This window comes from Lysinibacillus sphaericus (genome assembly GCF_002982115.1).
Lineage (GTDB): Bacteria > Bacillota > Bacilli > Bacillales_A > Planococcaceae > Lysinibacillus > Lysinibacillus sphaericus.
On sequence record NZ_CP019980.1, the window covers coordinates 1165727 to 1192214 of the forward strand.

Here is a 26488-nt window from a genome sequence, read left to right on the forward strand (position 1 = left end):
TAAAGAACGAATATTCATATTTTGGGAGGGGTAAGATGGAAAGTATTGTTAGTTTTATGAACAGTATTTTATGGGGACCGTGGTTTATTTATGGTATTTTATTGATCGGTTTATTCTTTTCAATTATTACAAGGTTCCTACAAATAAGACATATTAAGGACATGTTTGTCTTAATGTTTAAAGGGGAAAAATCAGAAAAAGGAATTTCTTCTTTCCAAGCAATGTCGATTGCATTATCTGGGCGCGTTGGTACAGGGAACATTGCTGGTACAGCAACTGCCATTGCAATGGGGGGACCTGGTGCGATTTTTTGGATGTGGGCAATTGCCTTCATCGGTGCAGCGACAGCTTATGTGGAGTCAACATTAGCGCAAATATATAAAGAAGAGAAAGAAACAGAATATCGTGGTGGTCCAGCCTTTTATATTGAAAAAGGGATGGGGCAGAAGTGGTTTGCAATCATTTTTGCAATTGCAGCGTTAATAGCCATGTTAATACTAATGCCTGGTGTTCAATCAAATGCAATAGCAGGTGCCGTTGAAAACGCTTTTGGAATGGAATCTTGGATTACAGGAATTATTATTGTTGTATTATTAGGTGCTATTATTATCGGTGGGGTTAAATCCATTGCAAATGTTGCACAAGTAGTTGTCCCATTCATGGCTTTAGCTTATATTCTAATGGCAATCGTCATTATTTTTATGAATATTTCAGAAGTACCTGCTGTATTTTCGCTAATTTTCTCTAGTGCTTTTGGTGCACAAGAAGTATTTGGGGGAATTATTGGTTCAGCAATCGCTTGGGGGGTTAAGCGTGGTATTTATTCTAACGAAGCGGGTCAAGGAACTGGTGCGCATCCAGCGGCGGCAGCTGAAGTTTCACACCCTGCTAAACAAGGTATTGTGCAAGCGGCATCTGTGTACATTGATACATTATTAGTTTGTTCAGCTACAGCATTTATGATCTTATTTACAGGTATGTATAATGTTCAGAATGAGAAAGCTGCGGAAGGTACAGATCCGTTTATTTACGTAGGTGAATTCAATGAAAATGGTCTTACTGGTGAGGAGCAAATTACCTTTGCGAAAAGTATTAAAGAAGGTGCTGCATATACACAATGGGCAGTGGAATCTTCATTGCCAGGCATTGGTTCAAGCTTCGTAGCAATCGCTTTATTCTTCTTCGCATTTACGACAATTATGGCGTACTACTATATAGCAGAGACGAATGTGGCCTATTTATTCTCAGGGAAAACCGAAAAGATTTTCATTTGGATAGCTAAAATCGCCTTTTTAATTGCAACATTTTTTGGAACGATTCGTACATCTGACCTTGCATGGGCAATGGGTGACGTTGGCTTAGGATTAATGGTATGGATTAACGTTATTGCCATTTTAATTATTATGAAGCCTGCGATTCTCGCATTAAAAGATTACGAGAAACAGAAAAAAGAAGGCAAAGACCCTGTGTTTGATCCTCGTAAACTAGGAATTAAAGGTGCGGATTTCTGGGTTGATTACAATGATAAACGCAAAAATAAATAATGTATAAAAAAGTCCTCTCAATATTGAGAGGACTTTTTTATTTTAATGGCCGTCGCAAGCGGCTGCTTGTGCGTTCAGAATTGTTTGCGTGACTGGCACCGAGAAGTCTTTCATTTTTTCTAATGCAATAACAAATGGTGGGTCGTTTTGTTGGTTTAGAAATTCGTATTTTAACACATGGACATATTTTTGTGGTAACTGACTAACAAAGTCGATAACAGCGTCACGTTCTTCTTTACCGCCTGGATGGCCATGGTAAATAACAAGGACAATTAATCCGCCGATTTTTAGCAGTTGCAATAAATCTTGAATTGCAAGAATCGTTGTATTAGGTTTTGTTACGATATCATGGTCACTGCCAGGCAAATAGCCAAGATTGAATATAGCAGCCGCAACTGGTTTTTGAACATGCTTGGCTATATTTTCGTGCCCCGTATGTAACACAAGGGCACGGTGTTCTAATGCATTATCTAGCAGACGGTGCAAAGTAGCATCGACTGCTTTTTTTTGCACGTCAAAGGCATAAACTTGTCCGTTATCACCAACAAGTTGAGCTAAAAATAATGTATCATGGCCGTTTCCAGCCGTAGCATCGACAACAGTATCGCCTTCTTGTATCGAGTCTATTAATAATTGCTGTGCATATTGTAAGACGCGTTGAAGCTTCATTTTGTGACCTCGGCATTATAAAATTTACCTTGCCAACTGCCCCGACGTTCTAACTCTGCATCAATACCGTTCAATACTTCCCACTTATTAACACTCCACATTGGTCCAATCATTAAATCAATTGGTCCATCACCTGTTATACGATGGATAACCATTTGCGGTGGTAAAATTTCTAACTGATCTGCAACTAGTTTTGTATAAACGTCTTGATCTAAAAATTCTAGCATGCCTTTTTCATATTGCTTAACCATAGGCGTCCCTTTTAATAAATGCAGTAAATGGATTTTAATGCCTTGGACATCCAGTTTAGCTACTGCACGTGCCGTTTCCATCATCATGTCATAATCTTCAAGTGGAAGGCCATTGATAATATGTGAGCATACACGAATCCCATGCTTACGCAGCTTTTCAACACCTTCTACATAGGTTGCATAATCATGTGCACGATTAATCAGGTTTGCCGTTTTTTCATGGACGGTTTGTAGTCCCAGCTCAATCCATAAATAGGTGCGTTTATTTAGTTCTGCTAAATATTCTACAACATCATCTGGTAAGCAATCTGGGCGTGTTGCAATGGACAGACCGACTACACCTTCTTGTGCTAACGCAGCCTCAAATTTTTCCTTTAAAACTGGCAGTGGCGCATGGGTATTTGTATAAGCTTGGAAGTAAGCCATATACTTGCCATCTTTCCATTTTTGATGCATTTTGTCTCGAATTTCCGCAAATTGCACATCAATAGGATCGACTTTATTTCCGGCAAAGTCACCTGACCCTGCAGCACTACAAAATGTACAACCTCCGAATGCGACTGTACCATCTCGGTTCGGGCAATCAAAACCTGCATCGAGCGCTACTTTAAATACTTTATGACCGAAGTGATCACGTAAATAGCGATTCCATGTATAGTATCTTTTCCCCTCTGTGGGAAAAGGAAAGTTTGTTTCTGTCATGTATTTCACTCCTCTAACATTGTATTTTATCATGTGCGTAAGGTTCCGTCATGGAGTAAGAATATAAATAGACAGAGACAAATATTAGGCGGCTTTGTTTACTTAAATAAATAATTTATTTTTGTAGTAAAGGAACAGAACTGTTGGCTACTATAACGCATGCATAAAGCACAAAAAAACGGCTTATTTAAGAAGTTTTTTATGAAGAAAGGGTAAATTTATTTTCCTTGTACTTTTTTATTTTTCATCATAAACTAGCTATTTAGAGAAACGAAATAATGGGGGTCAAGGATATGCCAAAAAGTGTTTGGTTTTTAATTATCGGTATGCTTGTGAACACGACGGGCAACTCTTTTTTATGGCCTTTAAATGCCATTTATATGCACGATTATTTAGGGAAATCACTTGCAATGGCTGGCTTTGTTTTAATGTTGAATTCGGCTGCGGGTGTATTAGGCAATCTATTAGGTGGTTTTTTATTTGATAGAATTGGCGGCTATAAATCTATTATGCTGGGCATTTTATTGACCGTTGCTTCGTTAATAGGATTAACAATCTGGCATGGCTGGCCACATTATGTTTGGTTTTTAACCATTCTTGGATTTAGTGGAGGAATTGTATTTCCAGGGATGTTTGCGTTAGCAGGAGCGGCTTGGCCTGAAGGTGGTCGTAAGGCATTTAATGCGATTTATTTAGCGCAAAATTTAGGTGTTGCCGTAGGGCCCGCATTAGCTGGGATTGTGGCGGATTATCAATTTGATTATGTGTTTGTTGTTAATTTAGCGATGTATATTTTATTTTTCTTTATCGCATTGATTACATTTAGAGGAATAGATGCGGAAAGTATAGCATTGAAAAATGTAGTAAGTGAAAGTAAACGTATTACAAATAAGGCACCATTTTATGCCTTGTTAATTTTAAGTTCATCCTCCGTGTTATGCTGGCTTGCCTATTCGCAATGGAGTGCAACCATTTCATCCTATACGCAAGATTTGGGCTTAGGGTTAAAACAATATAGTTTACTTTGGACGATTAATGGGCTTCTTATTGTTGTTGGGCAACCATTAATCGCACCGCTTGTGCGCCGTTGGGAACATCAACTAAAACGTCAACTAGTATTTGGCATTACGCTTATTGCAGCGTCGTTTGGCATTGTAGCATTTGCTGGAGATTTTAAAATGTTTGCTGCTGCAATGGTTGTATTAACTTTTGGCGAAATGTTTTATACACCAGCTTTACCGACCATTGCAAATCAGCTTGCACCAAAGGGACGCGAAGGTTTTTACCAAGGTATTATTAATAGTGCGGCTACAGCAGGTCGGATGATCGGTCCATTGTTTGGCGGCATTATGGTGGATCAATTTGGTATGATTGCCCTTGTTTCAATTTTAGTAGTTATTGTATTAATAGGCATTTTCCCATGTCTGATCTATGACCGCCCATTATTGGGTGGCAGGCACGCAAACAATTCTGAAAATTAAAGGCGATTTACTTATAAGCGAATGCTATAGCATTCGCTTTTTTATTTTTTGGATTGAAATAGTTGACGCAAAAGGATACAATCATACATATTCAAATATTTGAATATGTGAAAATGAATGATATGGGGGGATTAACGTGGAAGAAGGCTTACAACAGTTTAAAGCCGATTTTTTTAAAGCCTTAGCACACCCGTTACGGATAAGAATTCTTGAGTTATTAGTCGATGGCAAGAAAAGTGTGAATGAGATTCAAAGTTGCCTAGAAAAAGAAGGCTCGGCAGTTTCCCAGCAGTTAAGTGTTTTACGGGCAAAAAATATTGTTTATGGTACAAAAGAAGGTAAAAAAGTTTACTATTCTTTAAGTGATCCAATGATTGTTGAATTGTTGCGTGTTGCAAAAGATATCTTTGACAACCATTTAATTCATACAATTTCAAGACTAGAAGAAATGACCGTCAGTGAAAATGACGAAGAGTGCATGTAGGGGATGTAACATATACCACCCCTTACTGAACTGGATTCGAAAAACTTAATTATTTCGAAGGGAAGATTATTGTATGAAATCACTGTTTACAGGTCGGTATGAAGGGTATTCAGTTGATCATTTTAAAAAGGACTTATTATCTGGCATAATTGTTGGGATTGTTGCAATTCCACTAGCGATGTCTTTTGCCATTGCTTCCGGTGTAAAACCAGAATATGGGATCTATACAGCGTGTATTGCGGGCATACTTATTTCACTATTTGGAGGTTCAAAATTCCAAATCGGTGGACCAACAGGTGCTTTTGTGCCAATTCTTTTAGGCATTGTCTTATCATATGGCTATGAAAATTTATTAATTGCGGGGTTAATGGCGGGAGTGCTGCTATGTTTAATGGGCCTTTTCAAGCTAGGTACTCTTATAAAATTTATACCACGTCCTGTAACGATAGGCTTTACTGCGGGTATTGCGGTTATCATTTTTACTGGGCAAATAGCTAATTTTTTAGGTTTAACAAATATTACACGTCATGAATATTTTATCGCAAATATGAAAGAGTTGTTCGTGCATATAGGAACAATTAATTATTATAGTATTTTCATAGCGGTTATTTGTCTTGTAATTATCCTTTTAACACCTAAATTTTTTCCAAAAGTACCTGGCGCATTAGTAGGCATTGTTGTTTCTACACTTGTTGCTACCTTCTTTTTTTCAGGACAGGTTGCAACAATTGCTACGGCTTACGGTCAAATTCCTAATACGTTACCGAAGTTTTCAATACCAGAAATCACCTTGGAACGATTACAATTATTGATTGGACCTGCCTTTGTAATTGCCATTTTGGGCGGGATTGAGTCGCTCTTATCAGCAGTTGTTGCTGACGGTATGACCAATACGAAACATAATAGTAATCGTGAGCTTGTAGGACAGGGCATAGCGAATATTATTACACCATTATTTGGCGGGATTCCTGCTACAGGGGCGATTGCACGTACGGCAACCAATATTAAAACGGGTGCTGCATCACCAATGTCAGGTATTATTCATGGTGTGTTTGTATTAGTCACATTATTGTTATTAGCGCCCTTTGCTTCGCATATTCCGTTAGCAAGTATGGCACCAGTACTAATGGTCGTTGCGTGGAATATGAGTGAACAAAAACATTTTGCTCATATTGTAAAAGCGAAATCTGGAGATTCACTTGTATTAATTATTACTTTTTTGCTTACCGTTTTCGCTAGCCTAACGATTGCTGTTGAAGTAGGTCTTGGCTTAGCCGTTGTGTTGTTTGCTAAACGAATGAGTGAGAAGTTAGTTATAGATAAAGTATTACCTGACCATACAAAAAAGAATGGAAAGGTACAACCTTATGTTGTCAATCAAAAGCATGACTGTCCACAAATTAGTATTTATACGATTGAGGGTCCACTGTTTTTTGGTGCAGCGCAAACGTTTGAAGAGACATTACTGCATTCTATGCAAGAACAACCGAGCGTTCTGATTTTACGTATGGGAAAAGTGCCATTTATGGACTCCACAGGTGAGTCTTATTTTAGCAATATCGTGGAGAACTTTACAAAGCATGGTGGCAAGGTCTTCGTCACGGGCATACAAGAGGACTTAAAACTAGCGCTTATGCGTAATGGATTATATGCTCAAATTGGACAAGATCATTTTTTTGAACATACAGGAGAAGCTATAAATAGAGCATTGACACATTTAGATATGAATAAATGCCTTGGTTGTAAACATTTCGCTTTCCATGAATGTGCTGACTTTTCGAGTGACAGGCACGGAAAAGATTCTGACAATTGATGACGATTGAACAGGAAAGCTCCACACGATGGATTGTCGTGTGGAGCTTTCCTATTGGGGTGCTACATTACATGATTTGCTTTCATGTTCTTCGCAATATTGGCAGTAAGATAGTGAGTGGCGTTGTGATGTTTGAAGAAAAAAGCTATTGAGAATACTTGTATCAAAGAAGGGGAAGTTTGAAGATATAGGATGCTTGTAGAGATAATACGAGCTATAAGGATAGTCCTCCATTTTGTCAACCATAGGGGGAGACGTTGAGATAGGATTGCGGTGAATATAGCGACTAACACTAAGCATGTCGAGTTGTGAGGGAACAAGGTCTGCAAAATATCGACTCTCATATAGATGACCGCAATAGTTGTACTTCTTTTTAAAGTAATTGCTGTAACGCCAATTAACATTGGCCATCACTTTGCCTAGTGGCACTTTGGGTGAACGAATCAGCAGGTGATAGTGGTTAGACATAACGCAATAAGCAACAATCGTAAACGAATATTTGTGATAAGCATATTGTAATACACGAAAGAAAGCTTCATAATCTGCTACATTGTGAAAAATAGTTTGACGATTGTTACCGCGTACTACTACATGATGATAATGATCTGGGGACCAAAGCCGTTTTTTTCTTGGCACACGCTATTGCCTCCTTTACTTTTTTCTTTAGCATAAAAAAGCATGTAAAGAACGTCAATTAAACGGGAGTTACGAAAGTAATGACTATTTTTATTTTTCATGTGCATAGAAGGTTGAAATGAAAAATTGTTGGTGAAAATAATCATAGAAAAAATTTTTTGATAATTGTGTGGAAATTGTGTGCGTGCCAGGCACCATAAAAAGATGCTTGTGCTTTTCAGGACTTTCCATTAGAATAAATGCAATACATGTAAAGACATTGATGAGGAATAGTAAATTTGTGGTTCTTTTTAGAGAGCTAGCGGTTGGTGGAAGCTAGTAAGGATGCAAATCGAACTCGCCTGCTGAGTCTGCATACGTAATATGAAATTTTACGTTTGCCGTTATTTCCGCGTTAAGGAAGCTTGAGCCGAGTGTAATCACTAATTTGGGTGGTACCGCGGGAGTTAAGAATACTCTCGTCCCTTTCTAACAAAGAAAGGGGCGAGTTTTTTTATTTTTTAAATATTTTGTCAATTCTTACGATAAGTGGTACTGCACATACTATAAGGAGGAAAAATAATGAGCTTTAATCATCAACAAATTGAAAAAAAGTGGCAACAGTATTGGGATGTCAACAAAACATTCAAAACAGAAAATGAAATGGATAAACCGAAATTTTATGCGCTTGATATGTTCCCTTACCCATCAGGTTCGGGACTTCACGTAGGACATCCAGAAGGTTATACAGCGACAGATATCCTTTCACGTTTTAAACGTATGCAAGGCTTTAATGTTCTACATCCGATGGGATGGGATGCATTTGGATTACCTGCCGAGCAATATGCACTTGATACTGGGAATGACCCAGCAGAATTTACAGCAAAAAATATTGCGACATTTAAACGTCAAATTCAAGAGTTAGGCTTTAGTTATGACTGGGATCGTGAAATTAACACTACAGATCCAGAATACTACAAATGGACACAATGGATTTTCATTCAATTATATAAAAAGGGCTTAGCTTATGTAGATGAAGTGGCGGTAAACTGGTGCCCAGCTCTAGGTACAGTGCTTGCGAATGAAGAAGTTATCGATGGGAAGTCTGAACGTGGCGGACATCCAGTAGAACGTCGTCCAATGAAACAATGGATACTTAAAATTACAGCTTATGCGGATCGTTTAATCGACGATTTAGAAGAAGTAGATTGGCCAGAATCCATTAAAGACATGCAACGTAACTGGATTGGTCGTTCGGAAGGTGCAGAAGTAACATTTAGCATCGAAGGGTCGGACAAAAACTTTACGGTATTTACAACACGCCCTGATACGCTATTCGGTGCAACATATACAGTGCTTGCACCAGAGCATAAACTAGTGGCTGAAATTACAACAGCTGAACAACAAGCTGCTGTCAATGCATATCTTGAAAAAGTAAAAATGAAATCAGACTTAGAGCGTACAGATTTAGCCAAAGAAAAAACAGGTGTATTTACAGGCGCTTATGCAGTAAATCCGATTAACGGCAAAAAAGTACCAATTTGGATTGCTGATTATGTGTTAGCGACTTACGGAACTGGTGCGATTATGGCTGTTCCTGCACATGACGAACGTGATTATGAATTTGCAAAAGAGTTTGGTTTAGACATCGTTGCTGTACTTGAAGGTGGAGATATCGACAAAGAAGCATTTACAGGTGACGGTCTGCACATTAACTCTGATTTCCTTGATGGTTTAAATAAAGCAGATGGTATTGCAAAGGCGATTGAATGGCTAGAGGAAAAAGGTGTAGGGGAGAAAAAGGTATCTTATCGTCTTCGTGACTGGCTATTCTCTCGTCAACGTTATTGGGGTGAGCCAATCCCAATGATCCATTGGGAAGATGGTACAACAACTCCAGTTCCAGAAGCGGAGTTACCATTAATGCTTCCAAAAACAGATAATATTCGTCCATCTGGAACAGGGGAATCACCATTAGCGAATATTACGGATTGGGTAAATGTTGTAGATCCTGAAACAGGCAAAAAAGGTCGTCGTGAAACCAATACAATGCCACAATGGGCAGGCTCTAGCTGGTACTTCCTACGATATATTGACCCTAACAACAAAGAAGCGATTGCTGATCCAGAGTTACTAAAACGTTGGTTACCGGTTGATATTTATATTGGTGGAGCAGAGCATGCAGTATTGCATTTACTATACGCGCGCTTCTGGCATAAAGTTCTATACGATTTAGGGGTAGTGCACACGAAAGAGCCATTCCAAAAATTATTTAACCAAGGTATGATTCTTGGTGAAGGTAATGAAAAAATGTCTAAATCAAAAGGCAATGTCGTGAACCCTGATGAAATCATAGAGTCACACGGTGCAGATACACTACGACTTTATGAAATGTTCATGGGTCCATTAGAGGCTTCAGTTGCATGGTCTACTAATGGTTTAGACGGTGCTCGTCGTTTCTTAGACCGCATCTGGCGTTTGTTTGTCAACGAAGAAGGTACGCTATCAGCGAAAGTGCAAACTTCAGACGATAAGTTTTTAGAAAAGTCATATCACCAAACAGTGAAAAAAGTGACAGAAGACTACGAAGGGATTCGCTTCAATACTGCTATTTCACAAATGATGGTCTTTATTAATGACTGCTACAAAGCAGAAGTACTTCCAACAGCCTATGCTGAAGGATTTGTGAAAATACTAGCACCAATCGCTCCGCATATTGCTGAAGAGCTATGGCAACTATTAGGTCATGAAAATACATTATCTTATGAAGAATGGCCAGCGTATGATGAGTCTAAGCTTGTGGACGATGAAGTGGAAGTTGCTGTTCAAGTGGCAGGTAAAGTACGTGCGAAAATTATCGTAGCAAAAGATGCTTCAAAAGAAGAAATTGAAAAAGTAGCATTAGCCGATGAAAAAGTACAAGAATATATGGCGGGCAAAAACTTGGTAAAAATTATTGTTATCCCAGGAAAGCTTGTTAATATTGTTGTTAAATAATTAAACAAGAAGCCGTGAAATACGTTGTAAGAAGCGTACTTCACGGCTTTTTTTTATAAATGTCGTTGGGAATAGGAACATTACATGCATTGCGATAAACGAGCCACGTATACAGGGATTGAGCGGAAAGGAAGCAAACAGTATCTTGCTAACAATGAAGAGGTCGACACGTAATGGAAGAAATAGTGGCAGGAATTCAAACGTATGGTAGATGCTACATCGAAAGTAGCACAATTATAAAGTAAAAGCATCAACGCCAACAGATAAAATCATATCGAGCGAAAAATATGGCACAAGCATGTAACCTAAAAGGCAAATGTTTAGGAGTTAACGTTAGTTATGGACGAAATAGAAAACAGCTCTAAGCAAATTAAAATGTAAAAAATAAGGTCGATTCTAAAGTTTTAAAACGATGCTACGAAAAAAAGTGTCCGAAGCGGGGGCACTTTTTTTGTTAAAGTGAAACCAACTTTAAAAATTTTACGACTATAGGATGAATGGATAAAGGAGGGGCTCAAGTGAGTGAGCATTTAACAGCCATTATGGAAGAGCACGGCGAGTATTGCCTTCGTGTGGCCTATTTATATGTACGAGATTGGTCGATTGCAGAAGAAATCGTACAAGATGTATTTCTCGCCTACTATTTGCAACAGCATCGCTTTGAACAAAGAGCTTCGCTTAAAACTTATTTAGTAAAAATTACAGTACATAAAAGTCATGATTATTTAAGAAGCTGGAAAAATAAACGTCATCAATTACTTAGCAAATTTCATTTTGGTATTAGTAAAAGAACGCCAGAAAGCGATGTCATTAAAGCGGCGGAACGAGTTACATTGCAAGCGGCATTATTTGAGTTACCTATTACTTATCGGGAAGTATTGATTCTTTATTATTATCAGGAATTAAAAGTACGTGAAATTGCAGATGTACTAGGTAGTACAGAAAATACAGTGAAAACGAGGTTGCGTAGAGCGAGACAACTGTTACAAAACAAACTCGAACGAAGCGATTGGGAGGTGCTAGGCGATGACATCTTTTAAAAAGAAGCTGAATGAGGAAATAGGCGAAACACCACGTTTTACAAAAGGATTAAAGGAGCGCATTGTGCACCAAGCCGCACAACAACAGTACAAACAAATTAGCAAATGGCAATATCCAGCAATAATTGTAGGGATAATGGTGACACTACTTTTTTTGATTGCGAGTGGGCCATGGCAGCAAACGGAATATGTACAGCATGCCTCAATTGTTGAACTAGCGCAAAATGAAGAAATACAGCAATTGTCAATTGCACAAAATTGGTATGAAGATTCATTTAAAGCGGGGAGAACAGGTTGGGTAATAGGACAACAAGAGTACGCAAAAGGGACTGAGACAAAGCTGTTTAAGAACATGCTTCAAAAGGCAGTGGTAAGACAAAAATCAGAGGAGTATTACTTAATTAATAATTTATGGATAGAATTTAGTAATGGGCAAGTGGTAAAGCTCCAGATGTTTAAAAGTGATGACAAATTTGCCTTTCTCGATCTAAAAACCAATAAATTTTATGAGGTCAATGATGGGGAGGCTATATCCGCATTTACAGACTTTAATTTTAAGAAATTGGACTTTAACTTTTTGGTCTTTCTCGTATGGATTGGTTTCATTTGGCTAGGGGCTTGGGTAGCGGAGAGAGCCGTTCGCTGGAAATTCCATATTCCAAAAGAGCCGAAGTATGTAAGTGACAATCATAAGAAAGTCGTATATCTTAATAAGTTTATCAATGTGATTGTGCTATGTATATTTAACTTAAAATCATGGATTATATTTATTGCTGCTGACTTTGTGCTCATTTTAGTTATATTGTTACCTAATTTAGCAATCGAATATTATTTTGGCAGACATGAAAAAAGACATTACGTAGCATTAACAACTACAACTTACACATCTATTATATTTATCGCTTTCCTTATTTGGATTCAATAAGTAAAAGGATGTTTCGCCTAACTTGCGAAACATCTTTTTTGTAAATGTAAAGTTTGATAGAAAAGTGTTGGTGCTAATCGTCTACTATGGGTATACGATTTGCCTGCTGAAGCGATAATTGAAAGATGCTTGATACTGTAAAGCTAACGGCTAAACCATTTAAAAGATTAAACTGTACGCCAACACCAATACCAATCGCAATAGAGAGCAATATTGCTAACCAACTAAGCTTATGAATAGTTCGGTTTACAAATAAAAGAATGATCATAAAAGGTAACATTGTAATATGGATAAAGGCGAAAGTATAAATCACACCTAAAATTGTTATGTTGATTGATACAAATAGACTGAATAAAAGCACCATTAAGCCGATTAAATAGTAATAATAAGGTTTTCTTGTAGAAAAAAAGCGTTTTGTTGCGCGCATCTCTACTAGCAATGTAGTTATAATTGCAAAAAGTGTAATCATAAGAAAAGCGAATGTAAGAAAACCTGGCTGTACTTCATACAAAAAAGTAAGTAATAAAATTTGGAATTCCCCGTAAGAACCACTATATAGCGCAATCATTAGAATGGCTGTAAACGATAACGTTAATAAGGCTAAAATCACACCTGATGAAAATAAGCTACGGCGTACTTTTTTCGGTTTTACAAAGGCAATCAAATACCATGTAGATTTATCCACTAACACTTGCCCTAAAATAGCTAATTGAATCACAATATAGAACAATAGAATTTCGCTGTTTTTAAAATAAAATAAATAAGGATGGTATAAACGAATTCCTTCATAAACAGTGCTAGCGCCATTTTGCACAAAATAAAAAATAGGAATAAAAATGAGTAGAGAAAATAGCATCATGATAAATAGTGCATCTAACCATAATATCCCTTTTAAAGATATAAATCTATCCAATACTAACATACCGATTAGAAATATAGCTATTGTAATGGGGACTGGTATATTTAACATAATAGTGGATAATACACTAATACTTATTAATTGAATTAACCAAATTTCAATACCAGTTAATAAGTAAAATAACTGTACTACTTTTAAATTCATGCCATTTAATTTTTCTTGCATTTTCATTATTAAAAAGCTTTGTTTATGTTGGCTTTGTGAATAGCCATTTCTATTTAAAAAGAATCCAATAATGATAAACGATAGGGCTATTGCTACCGTATAACAAATACCAGCCATAAAACCATAAGAAATAAGTGCTGATGGAGAAGATAATAAAAAATTGCCACTAATCCATCTTGCTAGTAGTATGATGACGCCGGCTGTTGTACTTAAACTGGCAAGCGGTACAAGAAGTGAACGTTTGTTAAAATACATAGGTTTTACGATCCTTTATACATTTGTGATACTTTATATTGACGTGGCGACTGATTATATTTTTTCTTAAAAGCGACACTAAAATAATGCTGGCTATTAAAACCACAGCTTTCTGCAATTGTGGACATACTTGCCTCCATGTTTTCATTCATCTTTTTAATCGCCATCTCTAAGCGATAATTATTAATATACTCGTTAATGCCAATCGATTGTTCTTCTAAAAATTTACGGCTTAAATAACTTGGATTTAAATGTATTTTTTCAGCAATGATATTGAGCGTAAGTTTTTCATGATAATTTTCATGAATAAATGAAAGTGCACTTTGTATCGCATCATGGTTGGAACTCCATGCTTTATATTTTTCAACGATATCGTTTAATTCACTAGCAATAACAGGCTTCGTTAAATAATCTGTCACCCCGATGCGCAAAGCTTTTTGTGCATATTCAAAGGTTTGAAATGCAGTCACCATAATAATATCTAATTCATAAAGTTCTTTTAATTCCTTGCTTAACGTAATGCCATCTTTTCCAGGCATTTGAATGTCTAAAAAGGCGATTGTTATGCGATGCTTTTTGGCTAATTGTAATGCTTGAGAAGCATCGAGAGCAGTGTGAAATTTCCAATTTGGAAAATGGGGCTTTAATAAATAAATCATTTGTTCAAGCTCTAAAGGCTCGTCATCGGTGATTAATATATTCATGTTGCTTCATCCTTTCTTTTAGCTTGGATTTACATCTAAAGCATACGCAGGAACATGAATAGTAACGGTATAAAGCTGCTCCTCACTAATAGTTGAAAATATAATATTTTCAAGCCCATAAATCAGTTCAAGACGTTTTTGTACATTTTCAAGGCCATAACCTTGCTGCAATTCATCTTCTATTTGTTTGCGTGCTGTATCGCTGGATTGTGTATTTTTAATTTCAATCTGTAAAACGCTATCTAATTTTTTTATATAAATGGACAGCTCCGCAGGTCCTGCATGCTTCTCAAATCCATGTTTAAAGGCATTTTCAATAATCGTTTGAAAAATAAACGGAGGAATTTTTACAGAAAGAGCTTCTTGGTCTATATATTTGTGTATCGTTAAACGATGTCCGAAACGTAGTTGCTGAATATTTAAATAACTCTCAACAAATTGCATCTCGTTCTTTAAGGCAATTAAAACCTCGTGATTATTGTATTTAAATTTAAAAAATGTTGCTAATGCCTCAATGCCCGCAACTAAATCTTCCTTACGATTAATACGGGCTAGACTTAGCAAAGAATTTAAAGCATTAAAAAAGAAATGCGGCTGTATTTGTTGATTGAGTTGGAGTATATTTGCACGCTGTAAATCTTGTTCTAACTCCAAATGTCTTTTTTCTTCTTCAAGGCTATCAATCTGCTTTTCAAAAATAAATATGAATGTAAGCAGAAAAGCTCCAATAATTGGAGCAATTACACATAGGAGAATATAGATATTGAAAGTTTCTAGTTGTAACATAATGAAAATAATCTCTCCTGTTTTGTTTAAGTTACATTAAACTAAATTTTCTGCAAAATGGCAAGCTACCTTTTGAGTTGTTTTTATTTCCCGTAATGCTGGTACTTCAACTCTACACTTATCAGTTGCAAACGGACAGCGCGTGTGGAAACTACAGCCAGTAGGTGGATTTAGCGGTGATGGAATATCACCTTTTAAAATAATACGTTCCTTACGGTGTTGCTTATCGATAATTGGTATAGATGACAATAATGCTTTTGTATAGGGATGGAGCGGTTGAGAGAATAGGGACTTCTTGTCCGCGATTTCGACTACTTTTCCGAGATACATCACCATGACACGATCAGAGATGTGTCGAACAACACTTAAATCGTGAGAGATAAATAAAAATGTTAAATCCAACTCGCGTTGCAGCTTTTTTAATAAGTTTAATATTTGAGCTTGAATGGAAACGTCTAATGCAGAAACCGATTCATCGCAAATAATAATTTTTGGATTAACGGCGAGTGCTCTTGCTATACCTATTCGCTGTCGCTGTCCACCAGAAAACTCGTGTGGATAGCGCTCGAGATATTCAGGACGTAATCCGACAAGTGCCATTAATTCTAGCATGCGTGATTCCTGTTGCGCAGGTGGTACAATTTTTTGAATAGACATAGCTTCAGAAAGCATTTTGCGAATCGTTCTACGCGGATTAAGTGAAGCGTAAGGGTCCTGAAAAATAATTTGAATATCCTTTCTAGCCACCCGAAGCTCTTTTTTATTCATTTCAACTAAATTTTTTCCGAACAACAATACCTCTCCAGATGTCGGTTCATCCAACCTTAAAATAGCACGACCTGTTGTCGATTTCCCACAGCCTGATTCACCGACGATGCTTAGCGTTTCTCCTGGCATAATTTCAAAAGAAACACCATCTACAGCTTTTACAACTTGCTGCGCACCAAAGAGCTTTTCTTTTTTTAAGAAAAAATGTTGTTTTAAATCGCTTACTTGTAATAATGGCTGCCTGTTGTCTTTGATTGTCATACCATCATCTCCTCCTTCGCTGATTGTCCTTGCCACTCGTCACTATACATCCAACATCTTACTTTCTTATCTTGTTCGACCATAATAAGTTCTGGTTGTTGCTCGCGACAGAGCTCGGTTGCAAATGGACATCGTTCAGCATAACGACAGCCAATTGGGTAATGATAGGGACTCGGTACTGTACCATGGATTGTTGATAGTTCTTCTTGATCTTCGTAGAGCTTTGGTAATGATTGAATTAAGCCATTTGTATAAGGATGGAGCGGCTTTTCAAAAAGACTATCTGTAGAACCTTCTTCTACTACTTGTCCAGCGTACATCACCGCAATTTTATCGCAAATCTCAGCTACTACGCCAAGGTCATGCGTAATAAAAATAATGCTCATTCCTAATTGTTGTTGTAAGTTTCTAATGATATCGATAATCTGTGCTTGTATCGTCACGTCTAGGGCTGTTGTGGGTTCATCAGCAATTAATACATCTGGTTTACAAGCTAAAGCCATGGCAATCATAATACGTTGCCGCATTCCACCACTTAATTGATAGGGCTCCTGTTTTGCTCTTTTTTCTGGCGCGGGTATGCCGACGAGGCGAATCATTTCAACTGCCTGTTGCCAAGCTTCCTTGCGAGATAAGCCTTGATGTAAGCGGATAGTTTCGGCGATTTGTTCTCCAACGGTTAAGACGGGATTTAAACTAGTCATCGGTTCTTGAAATATCATGGATATTTTATTGCCTCTTATTTTCCGTAGTTCTTCATCCGATAGTTTCAGTAAATCTGTATTGTTTAGCAGTATTTCACCATTAATAATTTTACCTGGTGGAGTAGGCACTAATTTCAAAAGGGAGAGAGAAGTCATAGATTTTCCACAGCCTGATTCACCAACAATTCCTAACGTTTCTCCTTTATGAAGTATAAATGACACACCATCTACTGCCTTCGCGACTCCTTCACTGGAATAAAAATATGTTTGTAAATTTTTTACTTCTAACACTGTATGTCCTTTCATGTTTAATTCCCCCTAGTTTAAATCGATGCGTTTATTAAATATTCGATATAAAATATCCACAAAAAGATTGATGATAACGAAGATTAAAGAAGCTACTAGTACACCTCCTTGTACAACGGGTATATCCCGTGTACGAATCGCATCAACTATCATACGCCCAAGTCCGTTGACAGCAAAAACGGATTCTACTAATACTGTACCACCAAGTAAAGTACCAAACTGTAAACCTACTACAGTAATAACAGGGATTAAAGCATTGCGTAATGCATGTTTTAAAATAATCACGTAACCTTTTAGGCCCTTTGCTTTTGCTGTGCGAATGTAATCTTGATTAACAACCTCAAGCATACTGGAGCGTGTCATACGAGCAACAATAGCAGCTCCACCAGCCCCAAGCGTTATTGCAGGTAAAATAATGTGTTGTGCGCTTTCCCATCCTGCTACAGGTAGCCATTGTAGCTGAACGGAAAAAACATACATTAATAAAATACCAAGCCAAAAACTAGGTAGTGAAATACCTAAGAGCGCAATAACCATTAAGCCTGCATCTAAAATCGAGTATGGTCGTATTGCTGAAATAATCCCGGCAATCAGGCCTAGCACAATGGTGATGAAAATACTGTATAACGCAAGCTCGATTGTAATCGGTAAACGTGTCGTAATTTCCTCAAGTACGGGCTGTTTATTTTTTAAAGAATGCCCCATATCCCCATGTAAAAGATTGCTAATATATTCACCGTATTGAACGTAAAGAGGTTTGTTTAAACCTAGATTTTCGCGTAACTCTTCAACTGTTTCATTGGAAGCACCTTCACCAGCTAAAATCAATGCAGGGTCACCAGGAATCATCTGCATAATTAAAAATACAACAAGGGTGACACCTAATGTAACGGGGATAATTTGTGCAATTCGTTTTAAAATAAATAGTGTCATTTCGTTCACACTCCTTTAATTTTTCATCCTTGGATCTAGTGCATCGCGTAACCCATCACCAAATAAGTTAAAGCCCAGAACAAGCATGGATATCATGAGGCCAGGAAACATTGCCATATATGGAGCAGTAAAAATAAAGTCCCTACCATTCGATAACATGGCTCCCCATTCAGGAGATGGAGGCTGCGCACCTAAACCTAAAAAAGATAAACCTGCAGCAGATAATATAGCTGTAGCTAAACGCATAGATGCTTGTACAATAATTGGTGATAAAATATTAGGGAAAACATGCTTTGCTAAAATTGTGACATCACTTGCTCCAAGCGTTCTGACAGCATCAATGTATTCCAATTTTTTTACTTCCATTGTGGAGCCGCGCACAATACGAGCGAACATCGGGATTGAGAAAAAGCCAACAGCAATTGTGACATTGATAAGACTTGGTCCTAATGCACTGACAATGGCCAAAGCTAGTAATATACCAGGGAAGGCTAACATGATGTCCAATATTCGGCTAATAATGGAGTCAATCCATTTGCCGTAATAGCCTGCAATAAGCCCTAACAATGTGCCAATCGTTCCACCAAAAAGTACGGCTGAAAAACCAACACCAATTGAAAGGCGTGCACCATATAAAATTCGACTAAAAATATCACGTCCTTTATCATCAGTCCCCATTAAATGGGCTAAACTTGGTTCCTGTAATTTTTGTTCCAATTGCACATCGAATGGATCATATGGTGCAATAATTGGCCCAATAAGAAACATAATGAAATAGAGTAGAATAATGATGCCACCTACAACTGCCGCTTTATTTTTTGCCATTTTGTTAAGAAAATTAATTCTATTCTTTTTCCGAGAGGCTTTGCGGGCATCCAATAAGATTGCATGATTCACTGTAGTCGTTACTTTCTCCATAATGATTACTCCTTTTTTATATAGATGTGTTATCAATTTATTGAAAAGAGCATCGAAAGTAAATATTTCAAGGAAGATTAGTCAGAAAATTTAAAAAACAAGTAAAGATTTTAAAAAACAAGTAAATTTTATTTCTTTATAATTCGAATTGTAAGTAACGAACAAACGAGGAGGAGTAGTTATGAGGAAAATGAAAATGTTTTTATTGTTAGCACTAATGACTGTCGTTCTATTGCAAGCTTGTTCCACTGCAAGTAACAATAGTACGGAAGGAGCAAAGGAAGGAGCCAAAAGTGTAGGAGGGGAGCTTATTGTTTTAAGGGCTTCAGATGCTACTAGTCTTGATCCTCATTTTATAACGGATATACCTTCAGCAAATATTATTCATGGTAAGGTCTATGAAACATTAGTTGCCTTTGATAGAGATCGAAAAATTGTTCCGTTACTAGCAGCATCATGGGAGCAAAAGGACGAGCTAACTTGGACATTTACATTAAATAAAGGCATCAAGTTTCACGATGGTGAAGACTTTAATGCAGAGGCTGTAAAAGCGACATTTAGTCGTATATTAGATCCAGCGACAGGCTCACCACAACGCGATAAGTTATCTATGATTAGCGAAGTCGTAGTGGATGATCCATATATTGTGACATTGAAACTAAAAAATTCGTATGCACCGCTACTATCAATTTTAGCGAGCCAAGAAAGTAGTATTATTAGTCCGAAAGCTGTAAGTGAATCAGCAGATCAACTTGCCACACATCCAGTTGGGACAGGTCCATTTATTTTTGAATCATGGAAATCAGGTCAAGCAATTACACTAAATACGAATAAAGAATATTGGGGTGCTGTACCAAAGATTGATAACGTGACATTTAAAATCGTACCGGAAGATTCAACACGTTTAGCGATGATTGAAAGCGGAGAAGCGCATATTGCCGATCAAGTACCAGTGACGGATATTGACAGAATTGAAAAATCATCAACAATGAATTTATTCCGAACAGAGGGACTTGCCGTTGAGTTTATTGGCTTTAATGTGAAAGATTCCTTACTATCAAATGTCAAAGTACGTCAAGCGATTAGCTATGCGGTTGATCGTGAAGCTATTATTAGTGGTATCTATAATAATGTAGGCACCCTTGCAAATTCAGCAATGAGTCCAAAGGTAATTGGTTATTCAAGCGAAACGAAGGCTTATGATTATGATGTTGTAAAGGCAAAACAATTGTTAAAAGAGGCTGGCATTAAAGAAGGGACGAAAGTGAAGTTATTAACAAGTGATCGAAAAGAGCGCATTAATATGGCTGAAGTTGTGCAATCACAATTAAAGGGTATTGGCTTAGATGTTGAAATTCAAGTGATGGAATACGGTGCATTTATTTCAGAAATCACAAAAGAACAGCATCAATTGTTCATTAGTGGCTGGGGCAATGCAACAGGTGACGCTGATTATAATCAATACAATCTGTTCCATACAGCTTCCATGGGCGCACCAGGCAATCATTTCTATTATAGTAATCCTGAAATTGATCAGTTAATTGAAGAAGGACGTTCTGAATCAGATCAATCTAAACGCAATGACATCTATAAAAAGGCGATGCAATTAGAGCTAGATGAGGCAGTATATATTCCTGTTCGTAATTATGAGCATTTAGCGGTTTATAGTAATGCTGTAAAGGGCTTTTGGTTGGATGCATCAAATTATACAATGCTTAGTGGTGTAGAGATTGTCCAATAAAGATAGTCATCCAAATACTAATGAGGAGAGTAAACGATGAACACACTATTGCTAAAAAATGTGAGATTAGAAGAAGCTTTTGAACATGAAAAAGAGCATATTGTCGCAACTCGAACAGCTATTTATGATGTCCTAATAGAAAATGGACATGTAAAACAACTAGATAAAAATATACCTGTTACTGATGATATGAAGGTACTGGATGCCCAACATCAATTATTAGTGCCTTCCTTCCGAGAAATGCATATTCATATCGATAAAACGTATTTTGGTGGTGAATGGCAAGCACCAAGACCAATTACTAAAGGAATACTAACACGCATTGAGGAAGAACAAATTCTATTACCGAAGCAATTGCCGACAGCGGCTTATCGCGCTGAGGAGATGGTAAAATGGCTAATAGCACAAGGGCATACACACATTCGCTCCCATTGTAATGTTGATCCGCAAATTGGCACGAAACATATAGAAATTACAAAGCAAGTATTAGAGAAATATAAGGAACAAATTACTTACGATATAGTTGCTTTTCCACAGCACGGCCTTCTTCGCTCCAATGTAGAGGGGTTAATGCGTGAAGCAATGACAATGGGGGCTACGTTAGTGGGTGGTGTTGATCCATCAATTGTTGATCGAAATATTGATAAATCACTCCAAACAACAATGCAAATAGCACAAGACTATCATACTGGTATCGATATTCATATTCATACAGCCAATACATTGGGTGAATTTGAATTTTATAAGTTAATTGATTTGACAAAGCAAGCCAAAAAAGAAGGGCAAGTGACGATTAGTCATGCGATGGCACTAGCTGATTTACCACAGCCTCAACTAGAAAATTTAGTACAAGCAATGGCTTCTGTTCAAATGGATGTGACAACAACAGTACCAATTGCCATCCATCGCGCTACGATACCAATCCCATATTTATATGAAAAAGGGGTCAACGTTTCTGTGGGACACGATAGTTTAACGGATCACTGGTCCCCATATGGAACGGGCAATACGATTACAAAATTAAATGTGATGGCTGAAAGATTCCGTTTTATGGATGAATATTCATTAAGTCGTGCATGGAAATATGCATCTGGCGGCATAACACCATTGAATGATGAGGGTGAGCGTGTATGGCCGAAGGTTGGTGATATGGCCAATATGTTGTTAGTAGATGGCGTTAGTACAGCACATGTTGTAGCTAGAAGATGTCCAATCTCTACTGTTATTTCACAAGGCAACATTATTCACCAGCAAGATGTGGGAGAGTTGAAAGGAGAATTCAGATGAAGCAATGGCTGACAAATGTTCTACTTGAAACAGGAGAGTACGTAAAAGAAAATGATACAGTTGGTACAAAGGTTGAGCTTTTTCATCTTGAAATTATGCAAGGTGTTATCTCGCAGATTATTCCAGCCACACAAGCAATTAATGCAACGCAACCTATGACAGATATGAAGGGAAAGCTCCTTTTACCCGCATTTAAAGAAATGCACAATCATTTAGATAAAACATACTTATCATTACCGTGGAAGGCTGTTATACCAGCTAAAAATTTAAAAGATCGATTAGAGCAAGAAGCGAGAGAACTACCTATTTTAGCTAATACAGGGAAACAGCGAGCTGTTGCTATGATTGAAAAAATTATAAGTAACGGCACTAATCATATACGCACGCATGTCAATATTGATCCATACATTGGGTTGAAAAATTTAGAAGGTGTTTTAGCCGCATTAGATGATTATAAAGATATTGTGACAGCAGAGGTTATTGCGTTTCCACAGCATGGTTTACTAAGAGAGCATGTACCGCAGTTACTACGTGAGGCATTACGCCAGGGTGCTACAATGATTGGGGGACTTGATCCTGCGGGCATTGATAATACTATAGAGCGTTCTTTATATGAGACGATGGATATTGCTAATGAGTTTAATGTCGATGTAGATATTCACTTACATGATAGCGGGCATGTGGGCTACTATACAATTGATAAATGGCTAGATATTGTCGAAGAAGCCGGTTATCAAGGGAGAACAGCCATAAGTCATGCATTTGCATTAGGTGATGTATCTGTAATGGAACAACATGCTATAGCAACTCGACTAGCGGAACAACGAGTGAAAATCATGTCGACAGTGCCTTATAATCTTAATCGTGTGATGCCACCAATTGATTTGTTAGCAGAGCATGGGGTTGATGTTCATTTTGGTTGTGATGGATTTTATGATTCCTGGAGTCCGTATGGTTCTGGGGATGTTTTAGAAAAAGCGACTACTTTTGCAGAAGTTTCTAGAAAGTTAGATGAACGTTCTATTCGCCAAACATTAAAATATATTACTAATGGTATTACTCCGTTAGATACTAATGGTCAGAAGGTTTGGCCAAATATCAATGATGAAGCGAGCTTTGTGTTTTTTGATGCGGTATCAAGTGCCGAAGTTATTGCAAGAAGACCTCTAGATCGGACGGTCATGTCTAAAGGAAAATTTATTCGTTAATTTGTGGGAACGGCATACTTAATGCCGTTCTCATCTTGAAATGATCTCCCTTTATCTAAACAAAAATCCGCCTGACATTCCTATACTTACGTAATGCATTTTGTTAGAGATGCTTTGCAAAAGGAAGCAAAGCGGTTTTTTTATTGTAGTGCGGCTGCGGATTTTTATAGGAGGGCTTTCGAACATGCTTGTAAAAGCTATTATCGGACATTTTTAATTATGTGAGAAGGTGCTACTAATGAAACAACTAACAACGTACATGATTTTATTTAGCTGTGTATTTTTTTGGGCTAGTAATTTTATCATCGGCTCTATACTCGTTCATCATTGGGACCCTCTAGCAATTGCCATTTACAGGCTTTTAGTTATAGTTCTTTTTTTAACTTGTATTAGTTGGCAATCCATTGTACATGTATCAGTTACACGAAAGGATATTTTATTATTATTTGCTGCTGGCATTTTAGGTGTTGCGATAAATCATTATAGTTTTTATGCAAGCCTTCAGCATACAACGCCGATTACAGCAGCGCTTATCTTAGCCTGTGCACCCATTGTTACGTCACTTCTTAATAAACTCATCTTTAATGAATATCGTAATGGCATATTTTGGGTAGGTGCTATTATCTCATTAGTAGGGGTTTCTATGATTATTACCAAAGGAGCATACGGAAGAATTTCGATTGGTAAAGGTGAAATACTAAGCTTAATAACAATGTTAAGTTTTGCCTTGTTCCTCATAATAGTCAATGACCTAAGTGTCAGAATATCTGCTGAGGTAATTACCTTTTATACAAATATAATTGGTCTACTTGTTTTGTTGCCGTTTGGAACTTCTGTATTGTCTCAAAAGAATAGCCAAGTGGGTTTTCCAATGTGGTTACTTTTAATTGTTTCAGCAATTATTATTCATGGAATTAGCAATTTAATGTGGAATAGAAAAATGAAAGAAGTAGGGTCGACAAATGCATCGCTATTATTAAATTTTGAACCAGCTATTGCGATGATTTTAAGTGCGATGGTTTTACATCAGCTTCCGACAAGCATTCAAATTTATGGTTCGTTGTTGATTCTTTTAGGAATTATCCTTTGTATTTATTATAAAGAAATAAAAGCTCTTTTTAAGTGGCAGGCACCGAAACGAATGTGAATATTCAGAATAATTTCGGTGCCTGGCACGTTATTTCAGGCACGTTATTTCATTTGTTCTGGTAGCCAAAGTGATAATTGTGGAAGTACGATAACGAGTGCTAAGAACACAATCATTAAAATAATAAATGGAATAACTCCTTTGACTACTTCTCCGAGTTTTTCCTTCGCAATACCACTTACTACAAAGAGATTTAGACCTACAGGAGGTGTAATCATACCAAGCTCCATATTGATTGTCATAATAATCGCAAAGTGAATAAGGTTGATATCAAAATGAACAAGGATTGGTAACAAGATTGGTAGCGTTATGAGAATAATGGATACTGCTTCTAAGAACATCCCCATGATAAAGAATAAAATATTGACGATAATCATGAAAATCCATTTGTTCAAGTCACTTTCCGCAATCCAAGCACCAACTTGTTGAGGAACTTGTGCGTTCGTTAAATATAAACCGAATAAAGACGCAGCACCGATAATTAAGAAAATCATTGCAGTAATATTAATAGACTCAACTAATACTTCACGGAAGTCTTTTAACTTCATTTCACGATAGATAAATAGTGACACGACTAATCCGTAGAATACTGCAATCACAGCCGATTCAGTAGGTGTGACAACGCCAGAATAGATCGTTCCTAAAATTAAAAATGGTAAGAAGCCACCCCAAATGGCTTTTAGTGATTTCCGCCAGCGAACTTCCCAAGATGCCGGCTCATCGCCATTAAACCCATTGCGTTTTGCATAGAAGATAGCAGCAACGATTAAAATACCAGTTAACGCAAGACCTGGAATAACCCCAGCCATAAATAATTCACCGATAGATTGCTCGGAAGTTATACCATAAATGATTAAAGGAACACTTGGAGGAATTAAAATGCCGAGTGTACCACCAGCAGCTACAAGTCCCATAGAGTAGCGCTTTTTATAGCCAGCTGAAATCATGGCAGGAATCATAATGGAACCGATAGCAGCAGCCGTAGCAGGGGAAGAACCCGAAATGGCTGCGAATATCGCACAGGCAACAATGGTTACAACTGCGAGACCGCCAGGGAGATGTCCAATCCAAGCGCGTAATGCTTCTATTAAATACTTAGAAATGCCCCCACGTGCCATAAGTACACCTGCAAGAACGAATCCCGGAATAGCCATCATCGGGAATGAATCGAGAGCTGTGAAAATACGCTGTGGAATCATATTCATATTGAAATCAATTTGGAAGAACACTAAAATCGTTGAAAGCGCTAAGCTGACTGCGACAGGTACACGTAAAAATAATAAAATAAAGAAACTAAGTAAGAGGATTAGCATATTCTTCGTCCTTTCCTCTTAAAATATTGACTAATCTTTCTACAAATCGTAGTAAAAATAACACACCTGAAATCGGCAGTACTAAGTAGACTACCCACATAGGAATGCCGATGTCTAGTGATACCATACCTGATGTATAGCGGTTTTCAACTAAAATAAATCCATAGTACGTATAAATGAAACAAAAGACGATGCTTAAGCATGTTGCCACTAAATCTAAAATTCGTTTCTGGGATGGTTTTAATTTATCGTATAAAATATCTACTTGGATGTGTTGATTGTGACGAAGTGCTAAACCAAAGCCAAGAAATGTTCCCCAAATAATGGCGTAACGTGCTAATTCTTCTACCCAAGCTTGGGGTTCATTAAAAATATAACGCATCATTACACCGTAGAAAATCAGTGCAATACCAGCTACGAAAAAGAATCCAGCAAGGATTTCCTCTAGATACCCCCATAGTTTATGTAAAATATTCATGCGGATGCCTCCTTAAAATATGATGATTGTATTTTCCGATTTAAAGTAAAATGAGAATGCATTCTGTCTATCAA

23 protein-coding genes and 1 other annotated feature are annotated in these 26488 nt (G+C 37.3%); of the genes, 11 read left to right on the plus strand and 12 right to left on the minus strand.

Features of this window, described 5'->3' with window-relative positions:
• Positions 1 to 35 precede the first annotated feature (35 nt).
• Positions 36 to 1544 carry an alanine/glycine:cation symporter family protein gene (locus tag LS41612_RS05940; protein WP_024363706.1) on the plus strand — a complete coding sequence of 503 codons (1509 nt, stop codon included), beginning with the start codon at positions 36 to 38 and terminating at the stop codon, positions 1542 to 1544.
• 42 nt (positions 1545 to 1586) lie between these two features.
• Here the strand turns inward: LS41612_RS05940 and mnmM are convergent, their stop codons facing one another.
• Together mnmM and mnmL are read right to left on the minus strand one after the other, a co-directional pair.
• Positions 1587 to 2213 (minus strand): tRNA 5-(aminomethyl)-2-thiouridylate-methyltransferase MnmM, encoded by a 627-nt coding sequence (gene mnmM, locus LS41612_RS05945; protein WP_024363707.1) that lies wholly within the window; start codon positions 2211 to 2213, stop codon positions 1587 to 1589.
• Complete coding sequence (gene mnmL, locus LS41612_RS05950; RefSeq protein ID WP_024363708.1) at positions 2210 to 3166, minus strand: tRNA modification radical SAM protein MnmL/YtqA; 957 nt, start codon at positions 3164 to 3166, stop codon at positions 2210 to 2212. The genes mnmM and mnmL overlap by 4 nt, the downstream gene beginning before the upstream one ends.
• Before the next feature lie 293 nt (positions 3167 to 3459).
• On the opposite strand from mnmL, the gene LS41612_RS05955 reads away from it, so the two are divergent.
• The 3 genes from LS41612_RS05955 (at position 3460) to LS41612_RS05965 (ending at position 6944) form a co-directional block, all read left to right on the plus strand.
• A complete protein-coding gene (locus LS41612_RS05955; protein WP_024363709.1) occupies positions 3460 to 4647 on the plus strand; it encodes an MDR family MFS transporter in 1188 nt (395 codons plus the stop codon).
• A 136-nt stretch (positions 4648 to 4783) separates the two neighbouring features.
• Complete coding sequence (locus tag LS41612_RS05960; RefSeq protein WP_024363710.1) at positions 4784 to 5131, plus strand: ArsR/SmtB family transcription factor; 348 nt, start codon at positions 4784 to 4786, stop codon at positions 5129 to 5131.
• A gap of 73 nt (positions 5132 to 5204) precedes the next feature.
• The gene (locus tag LS41612_RS05965; RefSeq protein ID WP_024363711.1) at positions 5205 to 6944 is read left to right on the plus strand and encodes a SulP family inorganic anion transporter; all 1740 of its coding nucleotides are present in this window, start codon (positions 5205 to 5207) and stop codon (positions 6942 to 6944) included.
• A gap of 51 nt (positions 6945 to 6995) precedes the next feature.
• On the opposite strand, the gene LS41612_RS05970 is transcribed toward LS41612_RS05965, so the two are convergent.
• Positions 6996 to 7580: a transposase gene (locus LS41612_RS05970; protein WP_080653364.1), complete on the minus strand. Its 585-nt coding sequence runs from the start codon at positions 7578 to 7580 to the stop codon at positions 6996 to 6998.
• A gap of 250 nt (positions 7581 to 7830) precedes the next feature.
• Positions 7831 to 8049 (plus strand) — a binding site (T-box leader).
• A 92-nt stretch (positions 8050 to 8141) separates the two neighbouring features.
• Here LS41612_RS05970 and leuS point away from each other — a divergent pair.
• The 3 genes from leuS (at position 8142) to LS41612_RS05985 (ending at position 12521) form a co-directional block, all read left to right on the plus strand.
• Positions 8142 to 10556, plus strand: a complete 2415-nt coding sequence (gene leuS, locus LS41612_RS05975) for a leucine--tRNA ligase (protein ID WP_024363712.1) — start codon at positions 8142 to 8144, stop codon at positions 10554 to 10556.
• 518 nt (positions 10557 to 11074) lie between these two features.
• Positions 11075 to 11596, plus strand: a complete 522-nt coding sequence (locus LS41612_RS05980) for a sigma-70 family RNA polymerase sigma factor (RefSeq protein WP_024363713.1) — start codon at positions 11075 to 11077, stop codon at positions 11594 to 11596.
• Entirely contained in the window at positions 11583 to 12521 is a 939-nt protein-coding gene (locus LS41612_RS05985; RefSeq protein ID WP_024363714.1) for a hypothetical protein, read from the plus strand. The genes LS41612_RS05980 and LS41612_RS05985 overlap by 14 nt, the downstream gene beginning before the upstream one ends.
• A gap of 73 nt (positions 12522 to 12594) precedes the next feature.
• On the opposite strand, the gene LS41612_RS05990 is transcribed toward LS41612_RS05985, so the two are convergent.
• Genes LS41612_RS05990 through nikC form a run of 7 tightly spaced genes read right to left on the minus strand, consistent with a single transcriptional unit; the run spans position 12595 to position 19240 of the window.
• Entirely contained in the window at positions 12595 to 13860 is a 1266-nt protein-coding gene (locus LS41612_RS05990) for a permease (RefSeq protein WP_024363715.1), read from the minus strand.
• Positions 13861 to 13865: 5 nt separating this feature from the next.
• Positions 13866 to 14564: a response regulator transcription factor gene (locus LS41612_RS05995; protein ID WP_024363716.1), complete on the minus strand. Its 699-nt coding sequence runs from the start codon at positions 14562 to 14564 to the stop codon at positions 13866 to 13868.
• Between the two features lie 18 nt (positions 14565 to 14582).
• A complete protein-coding gene (locus LS41612_RS06000; protein ID WP_024363717.1) occupies positions 14583 to 15350 on the minus strand; it encodes a sensor histidine kinase in 768 nt (255 codons plus the stop codon).
• A 36-nt stretch (positions 15351 to 15386) separates the two neighbouring features.
• The gene (locus LS41612_RS06005) at positions 15387 to 16379 is read right to left on the minus strand and encodes an ABC transporter ATP-binding protein (protein WP_024363718.1); all 993 of its coding nucleotides are present in this window, start codon (positions 16377 to 16379) and stop codon (positions 15387 to 15389) included.
• Entirely contained in the window at positions 16376 to 17389 is a 1014-nt protein-coding gene (locus tag LS41612_RS06010; RefSeq protein ID WP_024363719.1) for an ABC transporter ATP-binding protein, read from the minus strand. The genes LS41612_RS06005 and LS41612_RS06010 overlap by 4 nt, the downstream gene beginning before the upstream one ends.
• Positions 17390 to 17401: 12 nt before the next feature.
• Positions 17402 to 18322: a nickel ABC transporter permease gene (nikB, locus tag LS41612_RS06015; RefSeq protein ID WP_024363720.1), complete on the minus strand. Its 921-nt coding sequence runs from the start codon at positions 18320 to 18322 to the stop codon at positions 17402 to 17404.
• Between the two features lie 15 nt (positions 18323 to 18337).
• Positions 18338 to 19240, minus strand: coding sequence for a nickel transporter permease (nikC, locus tag LS41612_RS06020; protein WP_024363721.1), 903 nt, complete (start codon positions 19238 to 19240; stop codon positions 18338 to 18340).
• Between the two features lie 181 nt (positions 19241 to 19421).
• Here nikC and LS41612_RS06025 point away from each other — a divergent pair, with 181 nt between their 5' ends.
• The 4 genes from LS41612_RS06025 (at position 19422) to LS41612_RS06040 (ending at position 24623) form a co-directional block, all read left to right on the plus strand.
• On the plus strand, positions 19422 to 20981 hold the full coding sequence (locus tag LS41612_RS06025; protein ID WP_029747345.1) for a glutathione ABC transporter substrate-binding protein: 1560 nt from the start codon (positions 19422 to 19424) through the stop codon (positions 20979 to 20981).
• A gap of 36 nt (positions 20982 to 21017) precedes the next feature.
• The gene (locus tag LS41612_RS06030) at positions 21018 to 22268 is read left to right on the plus strand and encodes an amidohydrolase family protein (RefSeq protein WP_024363723.1); all 1251 of its coding nucleotides are present in this window, start codon (positions 21018 to 21020) and stop codon (positions 22266 to 22268) included.
• Positions 22265 to 23476, plus strand: a complete 1212-nt coding sequence (locus LS41612_RS06035; RefSeq protein ID WP_024363724.1) for an amidohydrolase — start codon at positions 22265 to 22267, stop codon at positions 23474 to 23476. Before LS41612_RS06030 ends, LS41612_RS06035 begins: the two co-directional genes overlap by 4 nt.
• A gap of 238 nt (positions 23477 to 23714) precedes the next feature.
• A complete protein-coding gene (locus tag LS41612_RS06040) occupies positions 23715 to 24623 on the plus strand; it encodes a DMT family transporter (RefSeq protein WP_024363725.1) in 909 nt (302 codons plus the stop codon).
• A gap of 44 nt (positions 24624 to 24667) precedes the next feature.
• Here the strand turns inward: LS41612_RS06040 and LS41612_RS06045 are convergent, their stop codons facing one another.
• Both LS41612_RS06045 and LS41612_RS06050 read right to left on the minus strand, forming a co-directional pair.
• Positions 24668 to 25936 (minus strand): TRAP transporter large permease, encoded by a 1269-nt coding sequence (locus LS41612_RS06045; protein WP_024363726.1) that lies wholly within the window; start codon positions 25934 to 25936, stop codon positions 24668 to 24670.
• Positions 25917 to 26414 (minus strand): TRAP transporter small permease, encoded by a 498-nt coding sequence (locus LS41612_RS06050; RefSeq protein WP_024363727.1) that lies wholly within the window; start codon positions 26412 to 26414, stop codon positions 25917 to 25919. The genes LS41612_RS06045 and LS41612_RS06050 overlap by 20 nt, the downstream gene beginning before the upstream one ends.
• Between the last annotated feature and the right edge of the window lie 74 nt (positions 26415 to 26488).